Origin of the sequence: uncultured Marinobacter sp. (assembly GCF_947259545.1) — a bacterium.
GTDB lineage: Bacteria > Pseudomonadota > Gammaproteobacteria > Pseudomonadales > Oleiphilaceae > Marinobacter.
Window position 1 is genome coordinate 928,735 of sequence record NZ_CAMYMK010000002.1, and the last position, 21,992, is coordinate 950,726.

Genomic DNA, 21,992 nt, shown 5'->3' on the forward strand with positions numbered 1-21,992 from the left:
TAGAACTACTTTGATTTTCCAGGTGGTAGGTTTTGCAGGCTCCAAAGCTTTTGATTGTGTCGGGATTTTGGCCAACGCAGGATAATCCGATCACGGGGGTATTTGTTGTTCAACAGGTTGCAGCACTTGCGCGACTGGGTGTGAGTATAACAGTGCTGCTGACTAAGACGATTGGTAGGCCTGCCTCCCCATTTTTGACAGTTAGTGAGCTAAATCTACCAACAGATAAAGTAGCGATCGAGCTATCTGTTACGGCGAGGCTCCCGGAGCGTTTGTCCGAACCTTACTTTGCTTTAAGGTTGAATGCTTGGCTGGCTGGGTTGTTTTATTCAAGAGCAATTAAAAAGATTGTGAAGTCTGGTGGGGGCTTTAGCGGCAGCATTGTCCATGGTAGCCGGTATGCCAACATGTCCTTGCCTATGTGGCGAGGCAAAGTAACGGGCAGGGTTGTGGCTGTGTTGCACGGTGTTGATCCACTTTTAGCAAGAGCTTCTCAGCGAAGGGGAATGCAAGCGCTGTATGCGGGATTCACCGAAAGCTCCGAAGCCATTGCCTTGGTAGGTAGCCCCTTACGAAAGCACGCCTCATCGTTGGGTGTGCCAGAATCGAAGCAGATTGTGGTGAGTAATGGGACTGACTTGCCATCCGGGGCGGGGGCTCCGTCGCACGAAGCTGATAGCCGGACCAAGGTGCGAATTGTGAGCGTTTCGAACCTCATTGAATTGAAGGGAATTGACCATAACCTCATTGCACTTGCCGAGCTTTCCGGTCGTAGTCCGGACCTCGAGTTCGAGTACGTAATTGTTGGCGATGGTCCTGAGAAAGACAAACTTATCAGTTTGTCCGAAGAGCTAAATCTTTCTGGGCAGGTTCATTTTCTGGGGCGCTTGCCTTATCTGGACACCATGGAAGAGATTTCGAGGGGTGATTTTTTTTCCTTACCTAGCTGGGGTGAGGCATTCGGTATTGTTTACCTCGAGGCGATGGCAAGGGGCAAGCCAGTAATTGGATGTTATGAAAATGGCGCAGAAGATATTTTCGAACACGGCAAACAAGGTTTTTTGATAAATCCAAAAGATACAAATGCACTTTCAGATTATTTAGAACGGTTGATTGAGGATCCCAGCTTACGTCTTACGATGGGAGCCGCTGCATATATGCGAGCACAAGATTTTACTTGGGAAACTAACGCACAGAAAATGTTGGAATTGTTGGGGTTTCAAGGCCAGGTTGCCGATAACGAGATAGGTAACGAAGCCCTGCCGAAGGCGGAGTTCACTTGAAAGTAAAAATTGACCGCAATCAGATAGCCATTACTTTAGCGTTCTGTTCCCTAATTTTACTCAGAGTTGCAACAGCACCAACTGCAACCCTCAGCTTCCTGATTCTCGCAGCCTACGCTACTTTGGGGCGAGCCCAAGCGATTAAAGCACTATCGCTGTGCTGGCTTTTTACCATGGTCAATCCCGGGCTCGCCCCCGGCGCTAGCTTTAGCAGCATTGGTAGATACATGGTATTCCTCGGCGCCTTCATCGCGGTATTTGCGCGCACTGGAATAAGGTCGGGCTCACTTACTTCTTCAGGAATTGTCCTTTCTACAGTTGGGTTGGGTGTGTTCATTATGATTCACTCAATGTTCGCCAGTCCGATGCCGGATGTCTCTATCCTTAAGGCAGTATCTTGGTTGGTGGTCACCGCAACTCTGTTCTCGGCCTGGTCTGGTCTGTCGTCCGGCGATCGAGAGAAGCTTTTCCGGCATCTTTACTTGGGGTTGGTGGCAATTATGGCCGTCAGTCTTCCGCTGTTTGTGCTGCCACTCGGGTATTTGCGCAACGGTAGCGGCTTTCAGGGCATTCTTAACCATCCACAGGCTTTCGGCCCGACGATGGCCATACTTGGTGCTATCGCGGCTAGCAAGCTGTTTTCTGAGAAAAGGCCTTCCTGGCAATACCTTGGGATATTTGGCGTTTCACTGCTGTTCATCATGGCCAGCGAAGCCCGCACCGCAGGGCTGGCGCTGGTAATTGGGCTCTGCATGGCTATTGCGTCTGTGCCGGTGCTTTCAGGGCGGCGCATTCGTGCTGTTCTTCCTGGCTTGCGGAGCCGGCGCGTTTGGGGAATTGCAGGCGTTGCTTTGTATTTGGGTGTTGTTTTTGCACCGCAAATTGGAGACAAGGTTGGTCATTATATTTCGAAATCTGGTAGGGCTGGGTCTGTTGAGAGTATTGCGGAGGCTTATAACAAGTCTCGAGGGGGATTGATCGATAGGATGTTCGTCAACATCCGAGAAAACCCGTTAACCGGGATAGGATTTGGTATTGCTTCTGAGCCGGATTTGATGGTTGTGGAGCGTGATCCATTATTGGGATTGCCGATTGGGGCGCCAGTTGAAAAAGGCGTTCTTCCGTTGGCAACCCTGGAAGAGCTGGGTTGGGTTGGTGCAACCATAGTCGTACTTTGGATGATGGCTTTGGTAGTGAGGGCGTCCCAAAACGGAGTCGTGTCCATATCAGTTCTGGCAACTGCACTCCTCATTAACATGGGAGAAAACGTGTTTTTCTCACCTGGAGGTATGGGGCTGTTCGTGCTTATTGGCGTTACTTGGGCCGCGACTAGAGTGTACCGTGAGCAAACGGGTGAGTTTAAATGAAAATTTGGTTTTGGCAGTCAATTGTGAGTCCCCATATGGCCGGACTGACTAAAGCATTAGCAGATGCAGGGCACAATGTTACGTTTGTCGCTCAGAACGAAATCTCAGCAGATCGTGTGGCGCAAGGCTGGACTGTGCCAGATTTGGGCGGCGCGCAGTTGAAGTTTGCGCCCACTAAAGCTGCGGTAAAATCGATCGTGGCAGGCGCTCCAGCGGAAGCCATACATATTTGTCAGGGAATTCGCTCTAATGGCTTAGTTAGTGTCGCTCAAAAGTCGTTAAGAAAGTTGGGTAGAAAGCAGTTAGTAGTGATGGAAACAGTCGATGATCAAGGCTGGCAGGGTGCTATCAAAAGGTTGATATATCGATTTCTCTTCTTTCGTTTTGGACGGTATCTTAGCGGCGTTCTGGCTTCAGGAATTTCAACACGAAACTGGTTGATCAAACGTGGCGTAGCCAGTCACAAGGTTTTTCCCTTCGCGTACTTCTTGCCGGAAACAGAAACCAGGCCTACCACGCACAAACATTCAGCCCCCGACCGTTATCGCATACTTTTCGTTGGCCAGTTTATAGAGCTTAAACGCCTGGATATATTGATCACCGCAATTTCTCGACTCGATTCGAAAAAAGTGGAGTTGGCGGTTGTAGGTTCGGGCCCTCTCGAAGACCAGTTAAAGCTGTTGGCTGAGGATGCTTTGCCTGGGCGTGTGGATTGGGTTGGCGGACTGCCTATGGATGAGGTAAGGGCGCAGATGGTGCTGGCAGATTGTCTGGTGCTGCCCAGCAGGCACGATGGCTGGGGTGCAGTGGTTTCGGAGGCCCTGATGAGTGGTACTCCTGCCATTTGTAGTGACGCCTGCGGTGCGGCAGTTGTTGCAAAAGCTAGTGGTTATGGTGGGGTATTTAAGTCTGGCCGTGTCGATGACTTGGTGACTCTTCTGGATGCTAGAGTTGGGGGGGGGAGGCTAAGCGATCAGCAGTGTGACGAGCTGGCGGAGTGGGCCCGGTGCCTAGCTGGGCCAGCGGGGGCCGAGTATCTGAAAGGTATTCTTGAGGCTATTGAAACGTCTGCACCCGCACCTAAACCTCCTTGGAATGTCTCTGCTGCTGAAAGTGGTCACTAGTTCTTGAGTTAATTGGTACAATGGAGAGTTTATTTGAAAGAACTGAATGTTCGCATCCTCACCTTCGCCGGCTTCTACCTTCCTGGCTACAAAGGGGGTGGCCCCATAAAAACCATCAAAAACCTGTTTGACCAGGCGGGCAATGAAATAACCTTCAAACTCATGACCAGCGATAGGGACTTGGGGGATGCCTCTCCATACACCTCGGTAACCTGCGGTACCTGGAATCAGGTTGGCAATGCTTCGGTGTTCTATGTCCAACCCGGCAAACCCGGTTACGCCCAGATCGCCCGGCAACTGCGTGCCAAAGAGTATGAGCTCGTTTACCTGAACAGTTTTTTCTCCCCGTGCTTTTCTTTTTTTCCGCTGTTGCTGGCTAAGGCGCTTCGCCAAAAAGTGGTACTTGGCCCACGGGGCGAGTTTTCTGAAGGTGCGCTTTCACTTAAACCTGCCAAGAAGCGTTTGTTTATAAAAGTGTATAAGCTGCTTGGATTGCACCGGAGTACGGTGTTTCAGGCGTCCAGTGATTTCGAAGCGGCAGACATTTGCCGGGCTTTAGGCTCGAGAGTTGACATTCAGGTTGCGGAGGACATTGGCGCCCAAGAGTTTGCTGAAAGACTGGAACCTCGCAAATTCGGCCCGCTAAAGGCTGTTTTTGTTTCCCGGATCTCGCCGAAAAAGAACCTAGTAGCGGCCCTTGAGGTGTTGAGGAAGGTTGAGCAGCCTCTGCATTATGATATTTACGGGCCCATTGAAGACCTGGATTATTGGCGGGAGTGTGAAAAGGCCATTGGGGCATTGCCACCACACATTCAAGTTCAGCACAAGGGCACGCTAAATCCCGCTGAAGTGGTTGAAACACTTGAGAAATGTGATGTTTTTTTCTTCCCAACCAAAGGTGAGAACTACGGGCATGTCATCGCTGAGGCGCTTTGCGCTGGATTGCCCGTGTTGATTGCAAACACCACACCCTGGCGAGACCTCCAGAAGCAGGGTATCGGCTGGGATCTGCCTCTTGATAATCCTGATGCCTTCAGCGCTGTGCTAGATGAGTTAGCCACCATACCTGCGGATGAGTATCAGGAAGTGCGCAAGCGGGTACTCGCCTGGGCCAAAAAAAAATTCTCCCAACGAGATGCCGTAGAAGCCAACATCGCCCTGTTTAAATACGCCTACGAAAAGAAGTAAGGATTACTCCACATGCCCTTCAAGAAGAAGATTCTGTTAATCACCGGCGGCACCGGTTCCTTCGGTAGTGCTGTTCTCAACCGCTTTCTGGATACCGACATTGAAGAAATCCGTATCTTCAGCCGGGATGAGAAAAAACAGGATGACATGCGTAAGCGCTACGCCAATCCGAAACTCAAGTTCTACATTGGCGATGTGCGGGATTTTAATGGGGTTCTGAATGCTACCCGGGGGGTGGATTACATTTTCCACGCCGCGGCGCTGAAGCAGGTGCCTTCCTGCGAGTTTCACCCCATGGAGGCGGTAAAAACCAATGTCATCGGCACAGAGAATGTGCTGGAAGCGGCCATTCAGAACGAAGTGAAGCGGGTGGTTTGTTTGAGCACGGACAAGGCGGTTTATCCCATCAATGCCATGGGCATTTCCAAGGCCATGATGGAAAAGGTGATGGTGGCCAAGTCTCGTAATGTCGATCCAGAGAAAACCGTGATCTGCGGCACCCGCTACGGCAATGTGATGGCGTCTCGCGGTTCGGTCATTCCCCTGTTCGCGGACCAGATCCGTGCGGGTAAGTCATTAACCATTACCGATCCGAACATGACCCGCTTCATGATGACCCTGGCGGACGCGGTGGATCTGGTGTTGTACGCCTTTGAACATGGCTGCAATGGTGATCTGTTCGTGCAGAAGGCTCCCGCCGCTACGATTGAAACGCTGGCGCGGGCACTTACCGATATGCTGGGGAAGCCGGACCATCCGATTAACGTTATCGGTACCCGCCACGGTGAGAAACTGTTTGAAGCGCTGCTTAGCCGGGAAGAAATGGCCTGTGCGGAAGACCTGGGAGGGTACTACCAGGTGCCACCGGATCTGAGGGACTTGAACTACGGCAAGTTTGTGGAGCAGGGTGAGGAGAAGATTTCCCACACTGAGGATTACAACTCCCACAACACCGAACGCCTGGATGTCGCCGGCATGCAAACCCTATTGCGTAAACTGGATTTCATTCGTGCCCTGGAGCGGGGTGAATACCAGAGCCCGGAGGACTGATTGATGAAAGTACTGGTAACCGGAGCAAACGGTTTTATCGGCAAGAACCTGCAAATGCATCTGCAGGAGAAGAGCGGCTTTGACGTGGTGCCTTTCACCCGGGAGCACACCGAACAGGACCTGCCGGGTCTGCTGGAAGGGGTGGACTGGATTGTGCACCTGGCCGGCATCAACCGTCCGCAGGACCCCGTCGAGTTCACCACCGGCAATGCCGGGCTCACCCAAGCTTTGTGTCACGCGGTGCAGGCCTGTGGCCGGAAGATTCCGGTCATTTATAGCTCATCCATTCAGGCCGAGCGAGATAACGATTACGGCACCAGCAAGCGGGAAGCGGAAGAAGCCCTGCTGGCGCTACATCAAAATACTGGCAACCCTGTGTACATTTATCGCTTGCCCAATGTGTTTGGCAAATGGGCGCGGCCTAATTACAACTCGGCGGTGGCCACCTTTTGTTACAACATTGCACGGGATATGCCGGTACAGGTCAACGACCCAGACGCAGTGATCAACCTGGTGTATGTGGACGACGTAGTGGCCAGCTTCCTGACCTTGCTGACTGGCGAACCACTGGTTGGCCCCTTTGTGAATGTTGAGCCGGTTTACGAGATCACCGTGGGTGAACTGGCCAGCCAGCTGAACCGCTTCAAAGCCACCCGAGATAACCTGATTACCGAGCCGGTGGGCACCGGGCTGGTACGGGCGCTGTATTCCACCTACGTGAGCTACCTGCCGCCGGAGCGTTTCACCTACACCGTGCCCCAGCATGGCGACGAGCGCGGCGTGTTTGTGGAAATGCTGAAGACCCCGGATGCCGGGCAGTTCTCTTTCTTCACCGCCCACCCCGGTGTCACCCGTGGCGGCCATTACCATCACTCGAAAACCGAGAAGTTCCTGGTGATCAAGGGCAAGGCCTGTTTCCGTTTCCGCCACATGCTCACCGGTGAGTTCTACGAGCTGTTCACCGAAGGCACTACGCCGGAGATTGTGGAAACTGTACCAGGCTGGACCCACGACATCACCAACGTGGGGAAAGACGAATTGGTTTGTATGCTCTGGGCCAATGAAATTTTTGACCGGGATAACCCGGATACCTTTGCGTGCCCGGTGGGTACCGAAGCCTGACCGATTTTGGAACTGCCATGAAAAAACTGAAAGTAATGACCGTGGTCGGGACCCGGCCCGAGATTATTCGCCTCTCCCGGGTAATAACCAAGCTGGATGAGCACTGCGAGCATATTCTGGTCCACACCGGCCAGAACTACGATTTCGAGTTGAATGAGATCTTCTTTCAGGATCTGGGTATCCGCAAGCCAGATCATTTCCTGAGTGCCGCTGGAGCCAGCGGTGCGGAAACCATCGGTAACGTGATTATTGCGGTCGATAAGGTGCTGGCTGAAGTGAAACCGGAAGCCCTGTTGGTGTTGGGTGATACCAACAGCTGCATGGCCGCTATTCCTGCTAAGCGTCGCAAGATCCCTACCTTCCATATGGAGGCCGGAAACCGCTGTTTTGATATGCGGGTACCCGAGGAGATCAATCGCCGTATCGTGGACCACACCGCGGATATCAACCTCACCTATAGCACCATTGCAAGGGATTACCTGTTACGCGAAGGACTGTTGCCAGACCGGGTGATCAAAACCGGCAGCCCCATGTACGAAGTGCTCAATCACTTCCGCGCAGGTATTGATGCATCCGATATTCTGGAACGTTTGAGCCTGAGGGAAGGGCAGTTCTTTGTGGTGAGTGCCCATCGCGAAGAGAACGTGGATTCGGACAAGAACTTTCTGGCCCTGGTAGACACCTTGAACGCGGTGGCGGAGCGGTATGGATATCCGGTGATTGTTTCTACCCATCCCAGAACCCAGAAGCGGGTGGATATGATGACTATCAAGTTCCATAAGAACGTGCGCCTGCTGAAACCGCTGGGCTTCAAGGATTACAACAAACTGCAGTTGAGCGCGAAGGCTGTGTTGTCTGACAGCGGTACCATCAATGAAGAAGCCTCTATCCTGAACTTTCCGGCTCTGAATATCCGGGAGGCCCACGAACGCCCGGAAGGCATGGAAGAAGCCGCTGCGATGATGGTGGGGCTGGGCAAGGAGCGGGTGCTGCAGGGCCTGGCGATCCTCGACAGTCAGGGGCGGGGTGATGAACGCACCCTGCGGTTGGTTGCGGATTACAGCATGCCGAATGTGGCGGACAAGGTGGTTCGTATAATTCACAGTTATACGGACTATGTGAACCGGGTTGTGTGGAAAAAATACTGATTCAGGGACGACACATGAAGTTTGTGCTGATTGCGGATACCTTTCCTCCGTTGCGGACATCCGGGGCTGTGCAGCTACGGGATTTGTCTCGTGAGTTTGTCAGGCAGGGGCATTCGCTTACTGTGGTGCTACCCAGTGACAGCCTTGATCAGGCGTGGGCGCTTGAGGAGATGGATGGGGTTCAGGTGTTGCGACTAAAGGCGCCACGAACCAAGGATATCGGGTACGTTCAGCGCACGCTGGGCGAGTTGATGATGCCCTTTTCCATGCTGAGCAATCTCCGCAAAAGCCCTTTGGCGGATACTCGATGGGATGGCGTGGTGTGGTATGCACCAAGCATCTTCTTTGGGCCTGTGGCCAGTGCTCTTAAAAAGGCCAGTGGGTGCCGAAGCTACCTTATCATTCGGGATATTTTTCCCGAGTGGGCGGTAGACATGGGGTTGATGGGGCGGGGGTTGCCTTATCGTTTTTTTAAAGCGGTGGCCAACTATCAGTATTCAGTCGCTGATGTGATCGGTATTCAGACACCTGGAAACGCTGTTTATTTCGATGATTGGAAACAACGCCGGGCAGGGGAGCTGGAAGTGCTACAGAACTGGCTGTCGGACGCGCCGGCCGGGCATTGTTCCATTGATATCTCGAAAACATCCTTGGCTGGCAAAAAAGTGTTTGTTTATGCCGGAAACATGGGTGTAGCCCAAGGCATGGATATCTTGCTGGACCTGGCCGATGCACTTCGCGGCCGCATGGATATAGGCTTTCTTTTTGTTGGCCGGGGGAGTGATGCCCAAAGGCTGGCAGACGAAGCGCAAAGTCGAAAGCTCGAAAACGTGCTTTTCCAGGATGAGATCGATCCGGATGAGATACCTGGGCTTTATGCCCAGTGTGATATTGGTCTTGTGGCGCTCCACCCCAAACACAAAACCCATAATATCCCGGGTAAGTTCCTGACCTATATGCAGAGTGGATTGCCTGTGTTGGCCAATATCAACGAAGGCAATGACCTGGTTGAAGTGATTCGTCAGGAGCAAGTTGGAACTGTTGCAACGGATGGCGCTGTGGAATCGCTGCAGCAAATGGCAGAAGCATTGATCGAGCAGTGTGAACAGGATCAAGGCTTGTCTTCTCGTTGTAGGGGGCTTTATGAGCGGCTTTTCTGCCCTGAGGCTGCGGTCAAGCAGGTTGTTGGCGCCCTGCAGAAGTGACAGGAAACGGCGGATATACATCGCGAATATGCCGAGTTGGCAGCGACGGAACTGCGTGCGTTCCTGAAAGATGATGGTGTGCTGTTCGATCTGAAAGGTGTGTTGCCACTGGGGGAGGCGGACCTTCGGTTGTAACCGGGGATTACCTCCCGGTTTGGTTTTGCCTGCCAAAACTTAGGGAACACGTTTTGGTGCAATACTGCTTGGCACTATTTGACATCCCAAAATAGGCCAACTGTAAAGCAGTGTTAAAGGTTTTTGTGATATTGGTCACAAACTGTACTTTTAAGGTAATCTGCTCGGGCATTCTCACGAGCCTCCCGGATATAAAACAAGGAAGTATATGGAATCCGCAGCCTCTCTGGGCCTTTCCTCCGGTTTTATCGCATTTTTCTCTTTGTTGCTTCTCAAACCGTTTGCCGTGCGGGTTCGCCTGCTGGATGTGGCTGACCACCGTAAGGTACACAAGGGCGCGGTACCTTTAACCGGTGGGTTGAGTGCGTTTATCGGGTTGTTCGCCGCCTGGATGATTTCCATGCCGCTGATCGGGGGTTACGGTATTTACCTGTTGGCATCCCTGATGTTGGTATTGCTGGGAGCCGTGGATGACGCACGGGACGTACCCGCTCAGTTTCGATTGTGGGCCCAGGTAGCCTTGGGGGCCCTGCTAACCTATGGCTCTGGGGTATCCCTGGTGCATTTTGGGGATCTGCTGGGGCTGGGCGTGATCGAGCTTGGCTGGTTGGGGCCGCTGATCACCATTGCTGCGGTTATTGGCGCGACGAATGCCTTCAATATGATTGACGGCATTGATGGCCTGGCCGGTAGCATGAGTCTGGTTACATTATTATCCCTATCCTTTCTTTTCGTGCAGGCTCCCGGAAACAGCTTGGAGCTGGCATTGGCGTTCTCAATTGCTATTGCTCTCTTGCCGTACCTGGCAGCCAACCTTCGTATGCCGCCCTTCAGAAAGAAAATTTTCATGGGCGATGCCGGTTCCATGTTCATCGGATTTTCCATTGTCTGGCTGCTGGTGAAAGGTACTCAGCCTGAAACTCAGGCACTGCGGCCAGTGACCGCTCTGTGGATTATCGCCATTCCGCTGATGGATATGGTCGCCATCATGGTGCGCCGTGCCCGCAAGGGGCAGTCGGTGATGAAGCCCGACAGGGAGCACTTGCACCATATCTTTATGCGGGCCGGGTTTACCGACCGGGAGGCCTTGCTGGTCATAACCCTGGTTTCTCTGGTATTTGCTGCCATTGGGTTGGCTGGAGAGCGTTTCCAGGTGCCCGAGTGGCTCATGTTTACTCTTTTTGTAGGTATGTTTGCGGTGTATGACTGGGTGTTAAGTCACGCTTGGCGGCTGTTGGTTCTCTTCCGCAAGAGAAAGCATTTGTAGAGTTTCTTGTCGGATTACGCTCTACTAATCCGACCTACTTACGCTTTGCTAATCAGGCATGCTAAAGCTGTGTGCCGGCTATTCTTTTTCTGCTCCAAAAGCCTGAGCCATGCCTTGGTCTGGCCTTCCTTCCCTTGTTTGGTAAAACCAATAAAGTAGAATTGCGCCATATTTTTTGACGCAGGACGGAGTTGTGATCCCGATTTGAGCGTGGGGAACGCAAGCTCCGCCGTTTTCGTCCTTCGATTCGCCAATCTCCTTTAGGAATCGCCAATATGATTTGTCCTGTTGTTATGGCCGGTGGCACCGGCTCCCGCCTTTGGCCGCTGTCGCGCCAGCTGAATCCCAAGCAGTTCCTGGCATTGACCGATGAAAACCAGACCATGCTGCAGGCCACGGTGAGTCGCCTGGATGGGATAACGGTGGCGAACCCGGTTCTGATCTGTAACGAAGAACATCGTTTCCTGGCTGCTGAGCAGATGCGCGCCATCGGGCGTGAACAGTCCCGCATCATTCTGGAGCCGGTGGGCCGGAATACCGCGCCCGCTATTGCCCTGGCGGCGATGGTGCTGCAGGAGGCGGGCGATGATCCGTTGATGCTGGTGTTGGCGGCGGACCATCTGATTGAGGATGTGGCGGCGTTTCATCAGAGTATTGAGCAGGCCATCCCCCTGGCGGAAGAGGGTAAGCTGGTCACCTTCGGGATTGTGCCGGTGAAGGCGGAAACCGGTTATGGCTATATCCAGCAGGGCGCCGGGCTTGCGGGCGGCGGAGCCGCCGTTAAAGCATTCGTCGAAAAGCCGGATGAAGAGACTGCCCGGCAATACCTGGCATCCGGTGACTATTTGTGGAACAGCGGGATGTTCCTGTTCCGGGCCAGCCGTTATCTTGACGAGTTGAAGGCACACCGCCCCGATATCTATGAAGCCTGCAAGGCCGCGTTGGCCGATAGCAGTCAGGACCTTCATTTTAGCCGTGTCAATGCGAAAGCTTTTGCTGCCTGCCCCGATGAGTCCATCGACTACGCGGTCATGGAAAACACGGCGGATGCCGCGGTTGTGCCTCTGGAAGCGGGGTGGAGCGATATTGGGTCCTGGTCCGCGTTGTGGGAGGTAAGCGCCAAGGATGACAGCGGCAATAGCGTGACCGGCGATGTGATTACCGAAGAGACCAGCAATACTCTGGTCCGGGCAGATCACCGGCTGGTCGCCACGCTGGGGGTGGACGACCTGGTGGTGATCGAAACCAAGGACGCGGTCCTGGTAGCCCATAAGGACAAGGTTCAGGACGTTAAAAAGGTGGTTCAGGCCATTAAGTCCGATGGTCGCCATGAGCATATGAATCATCGGGAAGTGTACCGTCCGTGGGGTGTGTATGATTCGGTGGATCACGGTACTCGCTATCAGGTCAAGCGCATTACGGTGAAGCCCGGCGCAAAGCTGTCTGTGCAAATGCACCACCATCGGGCCGAGCACTGGATTGTGGTGAGTGGCACCGCGAAGGTGACCAATGGCGAGAAGAGTTATCTGGTTACGGAAAATCAATCCACTTACATCCCCGTAGGGCAGGTCCATGCGCTGGAAAACCCCGGAGTTATTGATCTGGAGCTGATTGAAGTGCAGTCCGGCTCTTACCTTGGGGAAGATGACATTGTCAGGCTTGAGGATCGGTATGGGCGCTCATGACGTGTATACTGCGCGCAATTGAAAACGATATGGAATGATTTATGCGTAACTTTGATGTCTTCAACGGGGATGCGGATGGCGTTTGTGCGCTGATTCAACTGCGCCTGGCTAATCCCGTTGAAAGCACCCTGATTACCGGCGTGAAACGGGATATCGAGCTGGCGAAGCAGGTGCCTGTCACTGAGCCGGCCCAGGTGAATATTCTGGATATCAGCCTGGACAAGAACCGGGACGCCGTGGACGCGTTGTTGTCAGCCGGCAGTCGCGTGTTCTACGTGGATCATCACTTCCCCGGGGACTCGTTGCCAGAGCATGATGGCTTTACGGCACTGATTGATACCCAGCCGACGACCTGTACCAGTTTGTTGGTCGATCAGCATCTTGGTGGCCAGTTTCATAACTGGGCCATTGCGGCTGCTTTTGGGGATAACCTGAATGCGGTGGCCGGCGAGCTGGCTGCCGGGGCCGGGCTTGATCAGGAGCAGGCCGACGCGCTCAAGACCCTGGGGGTGTGCATCAATTATAATGGCTACGGCGCCACGGTTGAGGACCTGCACTTCCACCCGGCGGATCTGTACCGGGAGTTTGTGAAGTTTGAGGATCCGCTGGAGTTGATCGCATCCCAGCCGCCGGCGTGGCAGAAACTCCGGGACGGGTATGAGGCCGATATGGCCAGCGGTCTGGCGGCGCCGGTGCTGGCGGAGAATGCATCTTCCCTGGTTGTGCAGCTCCCGGATGAGCCCTGGGCACGTCGTGTCAGCGGCGTGCTGGGCAATGAATTGGCCAACCGCAATCCGGATAATGCCTGTGCCATTGTTACGGCAAAAGCCGATGGCACGTATTTGGTGAGCATTCGGGCGCCATTGAATAACCGTACCGGTGCGGATGAACTGGCCCGGCAGTTCCCGACTGGTGGTGGTCGCAAGGCCGCAGCCGGTATAAACGCGCTGCCGGCGGATCAGCTGGAAGAATTCCTAAATGTAATTGCCAAGTTCTGGAGCTAACGGAATACCATGACATTAACCCCTCCAAAGAAGACCCACCTCAAACAGCTTGAGGCGGAGTCTATTCAGATCATCCGCGAAGTAGCGGCCGAGTTCGATAACCCGGTCATGCTCTATTCCATCGGCAAGGATTCTGCCGTCATGCTGCATCTGGCCATGAAGGCCTTTGCACCGGGCACGCCGCCGTTTCCGTTGATGCATGTGGACACCACCTGGAAGTTCCGGGAAATGATTGAGTTCCGCGACAAGATGGCGGAAAAGCTTGGCCTGAAACTGATTGTGCACACTAATCAGGAAGGGGTGGAGCAGGGCGTTGGGCCGTTCACCCATGGTAGCGCCAAGCACACCGATGTGATGAAAACCCAGGCACTGAAGCAGGCTCTGGATAAGTACGGTTTTGACGCCGCCTTTGGCGGTGCCCGCCGGGATGAAGAAAAGTCCCGTGCCAAGGAGCGCGTGTATTCATTCCGGGACAAGTTCCACCGTTGGGACCCCAAGAACCAGCGCCCGGAATTGTGGAGTCTGTATAACGGCAAGGTGAACAAGGGCGAGAGCATCCGTGTTTTCCCGCTGTCTAACTGGACCGAGTTGGATATCTGGCAGTACATCTATCTGGAAAATATCGACATTGTACCGCTGTATTATGCCGCCGAACGCCCGGTGGTGGAGCGGGACGGCACCCTGATTATGGTGGATGACGACCGCATGCCGCTGGAGCCCGGTGAAAAGCCGATGATGAAGAGCGTACGTTTCCGTACCCTTGGCTGTTATCCACTGACCGGTGCCGTCGAATCCGAAGCGGCGACCCTGCCTGAGATCATTCAGGAGATGTTGCTTACCACCACATCCGAGCGCCAGGGACGGGTTATTGACCACGATTCAGCAGCTTCCATGGAACAGAAAAAACGCGAAGGGTATTTCTAATGTCACACGCCTCAGAATTAATTGAATCCGATATCCTGGCGTACCTGGATCAGCACGAAAACAAGGACCTGCTGCGTTTCCTGACCTGCGGCAGCGTCGATGACGGTAAATCCACCCTGATTGGCCGCTTGCTGTTCGATTCCAAGCTGATCTTTGAAGATCACCTGGCGGCCCTGCACAAAGACAGCGAACGCCAGGGCAATGCCGGCGAAGCGCTGGACCTGGCCCTGTTGGTGGATGGCCTGGCTTCCGAGCGGGAGCAGGGCATCACCATTGATGTGGCTTACCGCTATTTCTCCACGGACAAGCGCAAGTTCATCATTGCCGACTGCCCGGGCCACGAGCAGTACACCCGCAACATGGCCACCGGTGCCTCCACCTGTGACCTGGCCGTGGTGATGATCGATGCCCGTAAAGGCGTGCTGACCCAATCCCGCCGGCACAGCTTTATTGTCAGCCTGCTGGGGCTGAAGCATGTGGTGGTAGCCATCAACAAGATGGATCTGGTGGATTTCTCTGAGGATGTGTTCAACGACATCCGTGCAGAATACGAAAAGCTGGCCAGCCAGCTGGGCCTGAAAGACGTGTATTACGTGCCCATCTCCGCACTGAACGGCGATAACGTGGTGAACCGCAGCGAGCAAACGCCCTGGTACCACGGTGAAACCCTGATGAACATCCTGGAGCAGGTGGAAGTTCTGGAAGACCAGAACGTGACCGATCTGCGCTTCCCGGTACAGTATGTGAATCGTCCGAACCTGGATTTCCGCGGATACTGCGGCACGCTCGCCAGTGGAGTGGTGCATAAGGGTGATGAAGTAGCGGTGCTGCCCTCCGGCAAGTCGTCCCGTGTGAAGGGCATTCATACCTACGACGGTGAAATTGACCGGGCGTGGCCGGGGGACGCGGTCACCCTGACTCTGGAAGACGAGGTGGATATCTCCCGTGGGGATCTGCTGGTGCATGCCAACAGCCGACCGAAGATGGGGAACCGCTTTGCCGCACATATCGTGTGGATGAACGAAAAAGCCCTGCAGCCGGGCCGTGAGTACGGCATCAAGATTGGCACCAAGGTCACCAATTGCTACGTCAACCGGGTAATGGAAGAGGTGGATGTAAACACCCTGGCCCGCAATGCAGAGGTAGACGGTGGGCTGGAACTCAACGCCATCGGCCTGTGCGATGTGGAGCTGTCCGAGCAGGTCGTGGTAGAGGACTACCAGCGCCATCCGGGCACCGGGAGCTTTATCCTGATCGACCGGATGACCAACGTGACGGTTGCAGCAGGTATGGTTGAGCGCCAGCTTGACGACGCCGGCGGTGCAGTACTCCGTGATTACACCGAGGCCGAGCGCAACCTGAACAGGTTTATCCGCGAGAACTACCCGGAGTGGAACTGCAAGGCGATTTGATATGAAATTACTCGTAACCGGCGGCGCCGGTTTCATTGGCTCGGCCGTTGTACGCCACATCATCGGCAATACCGGTGACAGTGTGGTTAACCTGGACAAGCTGACCTACGCCGGCAACCTGGAAAGCCTGGCTGAGGAAAGTGGCAGCGACCGCTATGCCTTTGAACAGGTGGATATCTGCAACCGCGCCGAACTGGAGCGGGTGTTTGAGGAGCATCAACCGGATGCCGTCATGCATCTGGCGGCGGAAAGCCATGTGGACCGCTCCATCGACGGCCCTGCCGCTTTTATCGAGACCAACATTGTTGGCACGTACACCCTGTTGGAAGTGGCGCGGCAGTATTGGAAAGGGCTGACGGGAGAGCGGAAGGAGGCCTTCCGTTTTCACCATATCTCCACCGATGAGGTGTATGGGGATCTGGAAGGGCCGGAAGATCTGTTCACCGAGCAGACACCTTATGCCCCCAGTTCTCCCTACTCAGCCAGCAAGGCCAGTTCGGACCACCTGGTGCGGGCCTGGTACCGGACCTACGGGCTGCCGGTGTTGGTGACGAATTGTTCCAACAATTACGGCCCCTATCATTTCCCGGAAAAATTGATCCCGTTGATGATTCTGAATGCCCTGGATGGCAAACCGCTGCCGGTCTATGGCAAGGGGGACCAGGTGCGGGACTGGCTGTATGTGGATGACCACGCCCGCGCCCTGTACAAAGTGGTCACTGAAGGTGTGATTGGCGAGACGTACAACATTGGCGGCCATAACGAGAAGCAGAACATCGAGGTGGTGCATACCATCTGTGACCTGCTGACAGAGTTGGCCCCCACGGACCGGAACTACCGGGAGCTGATTACCCATGTGGCGGATCGTCCGGGGCATGATCTCCGATACGCCATTGATGCCAGCAAGATCCAGCGGGAGCTGGGTTGGGCGCCGGATGAAACGTTTGAGTCCGGTATCCGCAAGACTGTGCAGTGGTATCTGAGCAATCTGGACTGGTGTCGTCGTGTGCAGGATGGCAGCTATCAACGTGAGCGACTGGGAGTAGCGTAAATGAAAGGGATTATTCTTGCCGGCGGTTCCGGCACGCGTCTGTACCCGATTACCCGGGGTATCTCCAAGCAGTTGCTGCCGGTTTATGACAAGCCGATGATTTACTATCCGCTGTCTGTGCTTATGCTGGCGGGTATTCGCGATGTGCTGATCATTACCACGCCGGAAGACCAGGAGGGGTTCAAGCGCCTGCTGGAAGATGGCAGCCAGTTCGGTATCAACCTGAGCTACGCGGTACAACCCAGCCCGGATGGCCTGGCCCAGGCGTTTATTATCGGTGAGGAGTTCATCGGTCAGGACAATGTGTGCCTGGTCCTTGGCGATAACATTTATTATGGCCAGGGTTTCAGCCAGTTACTGCAGTCTGCCGCTGCCCGGGAAACCGGTGCAACGGTGTTCGGTTACCAGGTAACGGACCCGGAGCGGTTTGGTGTCGTCGCGTTTGATGACGAGAGGCGGGCGGTCTCCATTGAAGAGAAACCGGAGAAACCCAAATCGAATTACGCAGTGACCGGCCTGTATTTCTACGACAACGACGTGGTGGATATCGCCAAGTCCGTGCAGCCATCTGATCGTGGGGAGCTTGAAATTACCTCGGTCAACCAGGCGTACCTGGAACGTGGCGACCTGAATGTCGAGTTGTTGGGGCGCGGCTACGCCTGGCTGGATACGGGCACCTATGATTCCCTGCACGAAGCCGCAGGCTTTATCGAGACCCTGGAGAAACGCCAGGGACTGAAAGTGGCGTGCCTGGAAGAGGTGGCCTACCGGATGGGTTACATCGGTCGGGAAGCGTTGCTGGAACAGGCGGAGTTGCTGAAAAAGAACAGTTATGGGGAATACCTGCGGAAGCTGGCCGATCAGGGACTGTGAGTCCGAGCTAGTGAATATGAGAGGGAACTGAGTGTCTGAGCGGCGGGTTCTGGTCACAGGAAGTTCCGGTTTTGTCGGGCGGGCACTGGTAAGTGAGCTGGTCGCTGCCGGCGGCATAAAGGTGCGGGCCGCGTTCCGGAAGGGGCGCACTGGCCCTGACGCTCATGAGGTTTTTGAGTCACCGGATCTATCCCCGGATGCCGACTGGCGTTCTGGATTATCGGGTGTTGATACGGTGGTTCACGCCGCGGCCCGGGTCCACGTGATGAAGGATTCAGCGGCCGATCCTCTGGCGGAGTTTCGCCGTGTGAATACGGAGGGAACGTTGGCGCTCGCGCGGCAGGCCGCCGAAATGGGTGTCCGGCGTTTTATTTTTCTCAGTTCGGTGAAGGTGAACGGGGAGGCCACGCCGGTGGAGCACCCGTTCACTGCGTCGGATACGCCAGCTCCTGCAGATCCTTACGGCATTTCCAAACGGGAGGCCGAAGACGGACTGCTGCAACTGGCCCGGGACACCGGTATGGAGGTGACGATCATCCGACCGGTGTTGGTCTATGGCCCCGGAGTAGGGGCGAACTTCCGCCGGTTAATGGTATGGCTTGAGCGGGGTATTCCCTTACCTTTGGGAAGCATCAAGAATCGCCGTAGTCTGGTGGCTGTCGCCAACCTCGTGGATCTGGTCCGTGTGTGTCTGGTTCACCCCGCTGCTGCGAATCGTGTGTTTATGGTCAGTGATGGCGAGGATCTGTCAACGCCGGAGCTGTTGCGCCGTCTTGGCCGGGCACTGGGTACCCCGGCCCGCCTGTTGCCGGTTCCCGAGAGAGTACTGCAATGGGGTATGCGACTCGTGGGGCGTAAAGATATGGCTGACAGACTTTGTGGCTCCCTCCAGGTGGACATTGCGGATACTTGTAAACACCTGGGCTGGAAGCCGCCCGTGGCTGTCGACAGCGCTTTAAGGGAAACCGCTGCGGCTTTCCTGGCGGAAGACCGGTTAAATAGGTGAGCAGTTAATGGTCTGGGTGTTCTTGCTGACGGTATTCGTGATTGCCTGCGTTGGTACCGCGTGGCTCCGGCGGTACGCGTTGGCCCGGGAGCTGATGGATGTGCCCAATGCGCGCAGCTCCCATGATGTGCCTACGCCGAGAGGCGGCGGGCTCGCGGTTGTTATCGCTTTCGAGGCAGCTTTACTTGCGGGCTGGGTGATGGGCCTCATCGACGGGGATTATGTCTGGGGGCTGGGTGGCGCCGGTGCCCTGGTCGCGTTACTCGGTTTTCTCGATGACCATGGCCACATACCGGCGAGGTGGCGGTTGGCCGGGCATTTCCTCGCCAGCGGCTGGTTGCTTTTTTCCCTCGGGAATCTGCCGCCGATTGTGCTCGGCGAGGCCGTCGTCCTCTCGGGAATGGTGGCATGGCTGGTTACCTGGTTTTACCTGGTGTGGCTGCTGAACCTGTACAACTTCATGGACGGCATTGACGGCATTGCCGGCGTGGAAGCGGTCACTGTTTGCCTGGGTGGTGCGCTGGTCAGTTGGGCCGCGGGTCTGACCGACGGATCACTGCTGCCGCTACTTTTTGGCGTTGCCATGATGGGCTTTCTGGTGTGGAATTTCCCTCCGGCCCGGATTTTTATGGGGGACGTCGGCAGCGGATTCAGCGGCCTGATTCTTGGCGGCCTGTCATTGTATGCAACGGTTCAGGCTCCGCAGTTACTGTGGGCGTGGCTTATTCTGTTGGGGGTCTTTATTGTCGATGCCACAGTGACCCTGTTGCGGCGTGTGCTGGCGGGCTACCCGCCCCATCAGGCCCATCGCAGCCACGGATACCAGTACGCTTCCCGCCGGTTCCGGAGTCACCGGGTGGTGACCCTGGCAGTTGGCGTGATTAACGTGGTGTGGTTGATGCCGCTGGCCGTTTTTGTGTCGTTGGGCTGGTTGTCTGGTTTGATTGGCCTTGTTATTGCCTATGTTCCGCTTGTTGGCCTGGCCTGGCTGTTCCGGTCGGGCGATGTCCGTTTTCAGGACCTAAGCGGGATTTAATGGGCGTTTCATGTCATTTTTTGCTAAGTTTAAGCCGTTTTGGATGATCGTGCCCAGTCTCAGGAATAGCGGGTATGTCATGGGATGGGCGCCACTTCTTACACCTATATTGTGACCAACTAAATGGACGTTACACGAAATCGTACGCTGCAAACCTTCCTGGATTTGCCCCGGGTGTACAAGCGGGTCATCTCCGTGGCAGCCGATACTCTGTTTCTCGCGCTTGCTTTGTGGGTTTCCTTTGCTCTCCGGTTTGAAAATCTGCAGTGGGCGCCGGATTCACGCCAGCTTATGGTTTTTGGCGGCACCATTCTGATGACGCTTGCGGTGTTTGTGCGAATAGGGCTGTATCGCGCTGTTATCCGCTATATCAGCGAACGTGCATTGTTCATGATTATCAGTGGTGTGGCAGTGTCTGCCGTGGCGCTGATGATCTTCGGGTTTCTCTTTCAGGCAATGGTTCCTCGTTCGGTGCCGGTGATCTATGGCGCTCTGGCCTTCATTCTCGTGGCCGGGACGCGGTTTGGTGTTCGCGCACTGATTCAGCACCCTGGTAAAAAGCTCAAGGAATTCGTGATTATTGTTGGTGCGGGGCCGAGAGGTATGCAGCTGGCCTCTGCACTGGGGCAGGGCATAGAGTGTCGCCCGGTCGCTTTCATTTCCACGGACGATGCCAAGCACCGCTCCCTGATCAATGGGTTGCCAGTCTACAGCCTGGTGCACGTTGAAAAGGCCGTGAAGAATCACGGCGCAAGCCGCGTGTTATTGGCGCTTGAGGATTCCAGTGCCCCGCGGCGCAAGAATCTTATTGAACGACTGGAAAAGTTATCCGTAGCTGTTCAGACCGTGCCCTCCGTTTCCGAGCTTGTCACCGGTAAGGCGCGTATCAACGATATCCGGGACCTGGATATTGAGGACCTGCTGGGGCGTGCCCCGGTTCCGCCGCGCCGCAAGCTGGTGGAAGAGTGCCTTTCCGGTAAGGTGGTGATGGTGACCGGTGCTGGTGGCTCCATAGGCTCCGAATTGTGCCGCCAGATTTTAAGCCATCGCCCCAAAGCGTTGGTGCTTCTGGATATGTCTGAATACGGGCTTTACTCCATCGAGCGTGAGCTAAGCTCTGTCAACATGATTGACGAGCTTGAAGTGGATATCCACGCATTGCTGGGGTCGGTGACGGATCGCCGCCGTTGCGAAGCCATTATGAAAACCTTGGGTGTCCAGATTGTTTACCATGCCGCAGCCTACAAGCACGTGCCGTTGGTTGAGCACAATCTGATTGAGGGCATCCATAACAACGTGTTTGGTACGCTGCACAGCGCCCAGTCGGCCATCGCGGCGGGTGTTGAACGCTACGTGTTGGTGTCCACAGACAAGGCTGTACGCCCTACGAATGTTATGGGTGCCAGTAAGCGGCTGGCCGAGCTGGTTCTGCAGGGGTTGAGCGCTGACCAGTCCGCAACCTGCTTCAGCATGGTTCGCTTTGGCAATGTGCTGGGCTCTTCCGGCTCAGTGGTACCGCTGTTTCGAGACCAGATCCGCGATGGTGGCCCGGTGACCGTGACCCATCCGGATATCATTCGCTATTTCATGACCATTCCCGAGGCCGGCCAGCTGGTGCTGCAAGCCGGTGCAATGGGGCAGGGCGGCGAAGTATTCGTATTGGACATGGGTGAGCCGGTGAAAATTGCGGATCTTGCCAGAAAGATGATCCACCTGATGGGCCAGACAGAGTTTAAAGAAGAGGATGGCTCAGGCGATATCAGCATCCGATACACGGGCCTGAGGCCCGGTGAGAAGCTTTATGAAGAGCTGCTGATCGGTAACGACCCTCAGGGAACCGCCCACCCGCGCATTATGATGGCTCGTGAAGCCTCTCTCGAATGGCCAAGGCTGGAGCTGCTGCTGGAGCAGATGAGACGGGCCGCGGACCACTTCGATTGCGCACGTCTGGTAGAGCTTATGTTGGAAGCGCCGACGGGGTACCAGCCAAACCATAAGTTGGAAGACCTGATCTGGTGCCGGAGAACTTCCGACGGTGCCCAAGAGGATGATCGTAACCCTCCCGGCCGGCAGGGTGGGGCTGTGATCCACAGGCTTACCTCCTGATGTCGT

The 21,992-nt window shown here is 55.1% G+C and carries 18 protein-coding genes; all 18 read left to right on the forward strand.

Going from position 1 to position 21,992, the window contains the following annotated elements; translation table 11 throughout:
- Window positions 1-32 precede the first annotated feature (32 nt).
- The 18 genes from Q0Y21_RS04415 (at window position 33) to Q0Y21_RS04500 (ending at window position 21,986) form a co-directional block, all read left to right on the forward strand.
- Window positions 33-1,283 (forward strand): glycosyltransferase, encoded by a 1,251-nt coding sequence (locus Q0Y21_RS04415; protein ID WP_297791935.1) that lies wholly within the window; start codon window positions 33-35, stop codon window positions 1,281-1,283.
- Window positions 1,280-2,650, forward strand: coding sequence for a hypothetical protein (locus Q0Y21_RS04420; protein WP_297791937.1), 1,371 nt, complete (start codon window positions 1,280-1,282; stop codon window positions 2,648-2,650). Before Q0Y21_RS04415 ends, Q0Y21_RS04420 begins: the two co-directional genes overlap by 4 nt.
- Window positions 2,651-2,685: 35 nt before the next feature.
- Window positions 2,686-3,774, forward strand: a complete 1,089-nt coding sequence (locus Q0Y21_RS04425; protein ID WP_297791939.1) for a glycosyltransferase family 4 protein — start codon at window positions 2,686-2,688, stop codon at window positions 3,772-3,774.
- 33 nt (window positions 3,775-3,807) lie between these two features.
- Window positions 3,808-4,962: a glycosyltransferase gene (locus Q0Y21_RS04430; RefSeq protein WP_297791941.1), complete on the forward strand. Its 1,155-nt coding sequence runs from the start codon at window positions 3,808-3,810 to the stop codon at window positions 4,960-4,962.
- A 12-nt stretch (window positions 4,963-4,974) separates the two neighbouring features.
- Window positions 4,975-6,012 carry a polysaccharide biosynthesis protein gene (locus Q0Y21_RS04435; RefSeq protein WP_297791943.1) on the forward strand — a complete coding sequence of 346 codons (1,038 nt, stop codon included), beginning with the start codon at window positions 4,975-4,977 and terminating at the stop codon, window positions 6,010-6,012.
- Between the two features lie 3 nt (window positions 6,013-6,015).
- Window positions 6,016-7,134 carry a capsular polysaccharide biosynthesis protein CapF gene (locus tag Q0Y21_RS04440; RefSeq protein ID WP_297791945.1) on the forward strand — a complete coding sequence of 373 codons (1,119 nt, stop codon included), beginning with the start codon at window positions 6,016-6,018 and terminating at the stop codon, window positions 7,132-7,134.
- A 17-nt stretch (window positions 7,135-7,151) separates the two neighbouring features.
- Window positions 7,152-8,282, forward strand: a complete 1,131-nt coding sequence (gene wecB / locus Q0Y21_RS04445; protein WP_297791947.1) for a UDP-N-acetylglucosamine 2-epimerase (non-hydrolyzing) — start codon at window positions 7,152-7,154, stop codon at window positions 8,280-8,282.
- Between the two features lie 68 nt (window positions 8,283-8,350).
- On the forward strand, window positions 8,351-9,487 hold the full coding sequence (locus tag Q0Y21_RS04450; protein ID WP_297791949.1) for a glycosyltransferase family 4 protein: 1,137 nt from the start codon (window positions 8,351-8,353) through the stop codon (window positions 9,485-9,487).
- Between the two features lie 343 nt (window positions 9,488-9,830).
- The gene (gene wecA, locus Q0Y21_RS04455) at window positions 9,831-10,889 is read left to right on the forward strand and encodes a UDP-N-acetylglucosamine--undecaprenyl-phosphate N-acetylglucosaminephosphotransferase (RefSeq protein ID WP_297791951.1); all 1,059 of its coding nucleotides are present in this window, start codon (window positions 9,831-9,833) and stop codon (window positions 10,887-10,889) included.
- Window positions 10,890-11,164: 275 nt separating this feature from the next.
- Complete coding sequence (locus Q0Y21_RS04460; RefSeq protein ID WP_297791953.1) at window positions 11,165-12,574, forward strand: mannose-1-phosphate guanylyltransferase/mannose-6-phosphate isomerase; 1,410 nt, start codon at window positions 11,165-11,167, stop codon at window positions 12,572-12,574.
- A gap of 41 nt (window positions 12,575-12,615) precedes the next feature.
- Window positions 12,616-13,578 carry a DHH family phosphoesterase gene (locus tag Q0Y21_RS04465; protein WP_297791955.1) on the forward strand — a complete coding sequence of 321 codons (963 nt, stop codon included), beginning with the start codon at window positions 12,616-12,618 and terminating at the stop codon, window positions 13,576-13,578.
- Window positions 13,579-13,587: 9 nt separating this feature from the next.
- Entirely contained in the window at window positions 13,588-14,502 is a 915-nt protein-coding gene (cysD, locus tag Q0Y21_RS04470; protein WP_297791957.1) for a sulfate adenylyltransferase subunit CysD, read from the forward strand.
- Window positions 14,502-15,914 (forward strand): sulfate adenylyltransferase subunit CysN, encoded by a 1,413-nt coding sequence (gene cysN / locus Q0Y21_RS04475; RefSeq protein WP_297791959.1) that lies wholly within the window; start codon window positions 14,502-14,504, stop codon window positions 15,912-15,914. Before cysD ends, cysN begins: the two co-directional genes overlap by 1 nt.
- 1 nt (window position 15,915) lies before the next feature.
- The gene (gene rfbB / locus Q0Y21_RS04480; RefSeq protein WP_297791961.1) at window positions 15,916-16,965 is read left to right on the forward strand and encodes a dTDP-glucose 4,6-dehydratase; all 1,050 of its coding nucleotides are present in this window, start codon (window positions 15,916-15,918) and stop codon (window positions 16,963-16,965) included.
- On the forward strand, window positions 16,966-17,838 hold the full coding sequence (rfbA, locus tag Q0Y21_RS04485) for a glucose-1-phosphate thymidylyltransferase RfbA (RefSeq protein ID WP_297791963.1): 873 nt from the start codon (window positions 16,966-16,968) through the stop codon (window positions 17,836-17,838).
- A gap of 31 nt (window positions 17,839-17,869) precedes the next feature.
- Window positions 17,870-18,844, forward strand: coding sequence for an SDR family oxidoreductase (locus Q0Y21_RS04490; RefSeq protein WP_297791965.1), 975 nt, complete (start codon window positions 17,870-17,872; stop codon window positions 18,842-18,844).
- A gap of 7 nt (window positions 18,845-18,851) precedes the next feature.
- Entirely contained in the window at window positions 18,852-19,880 is a 1,029-nt protein-coding gene (locus Q0Y21_RS04495; protein ID WP_297791967.1) for a glycosyltransferase family 4 protein, read from the forward strand.
- 123 nt (window positions 19,881-20,003) lie between these two features.
- On the forward strand, window positions 20,004-21,986 hold the full coding sequence (locus Q0Y21_RS04500) for a nucleoside-diphosphate sugar epimerase/dehydratase (protein WP_297791969.1): 1,983 nt from the start codon (window positions 20,004-20,006) through the stop codon (window positions 21,984-21,986).
- The last annotated feature ends 6 nt before the right edge of the window (window positions 21,987-21,992 follow it).

Coding starts and splice junctions, on each gene's coding strand:
- Q0Y21_RS04425 (WP_297791939.1), top strand. CDS start 2,686: ATGGCCGGACTGACTAAAGCATTAGCAGATGCAGGGCACAATGTTACG.
- Q0Y21_RS04435 (WP_297791943.1), top strand. CDS start 4,975: ATGCCCTTCAAGAAGAAGATTCTGTTAATCACCGGCGGCACCGGTTCC.
- Q0Y21_RS04440 (WP_297791945.1), top strand. CDS start 6,016: ATGAAAGTACTGGTAACCGGAGCAAACGGTTTTATCGGCAAGAACCTG.
- wecB (WP_297791947.1), top strand. CDS start 7,152: ATGAAAAAACTGAAAGTAATGACCGTGGTCGGGACCCGGCCCGAGATT.
- wecA (WP_297791951.1), top strand. CDS start 9,831: ATGGAATCCGCAGCCTCTCTGGGCCTTTCCTCCGGTTTTATCGCATTT.
- Q0Y21_RS04460 (WP_297791953.1), top strand. CDS start 11,165: ATGATTTGTCCTGTTGTTATGGCCGGTGGCACCGGCTCCCGCCTTTGG.
- Q0Y21_RS04465 (WP_297791955.1), top strand. CDS start 12,616: ATGCGTAACTTTGATGTCTTCAACGGGGATGCGGATGGCGTTTGTGCG.
- cysD (WP_297791957.1), top strand. CDS start 13,588: ATGACATTAACCCCTCCAAAGAAGACCCACCTCAAACAGCTTGAGGCG.
- cysN (WP_297791959.1), top strand. CDS start 14,502: ATGTCACACGCCTCAGAATTAATTGAATCCGATATCCTGGCGTACCTG.
- rfbB (WP_297791961.1), top strand. CDS start 15,916: ATGAAATTACTCGTAACCGGCGGCGCCGGTTTCATTGGCTCGGCCGTT.
- rfbA (WP_297791963.1), top strand. CDS start 16,966: ATGAAAGGGATTATTCTTGCCGGCGGTTCCGGCACGCGTCTGTACCCG.
- Q0Y21_RS04495 (WP_297791967.1), top strand. CDS start 18,852: ATGGTCTGGGTGTTCTTGCTGACGGTATTCGTGATTGCCTGCGTTGGT.
- Q0Y21_RS04500 (WP_297791969.1), top strand. CDS start 20,004: ATGGACGTTACACGAAATCGTACGCTGCAAACCTTCCTGGATTTGCCC.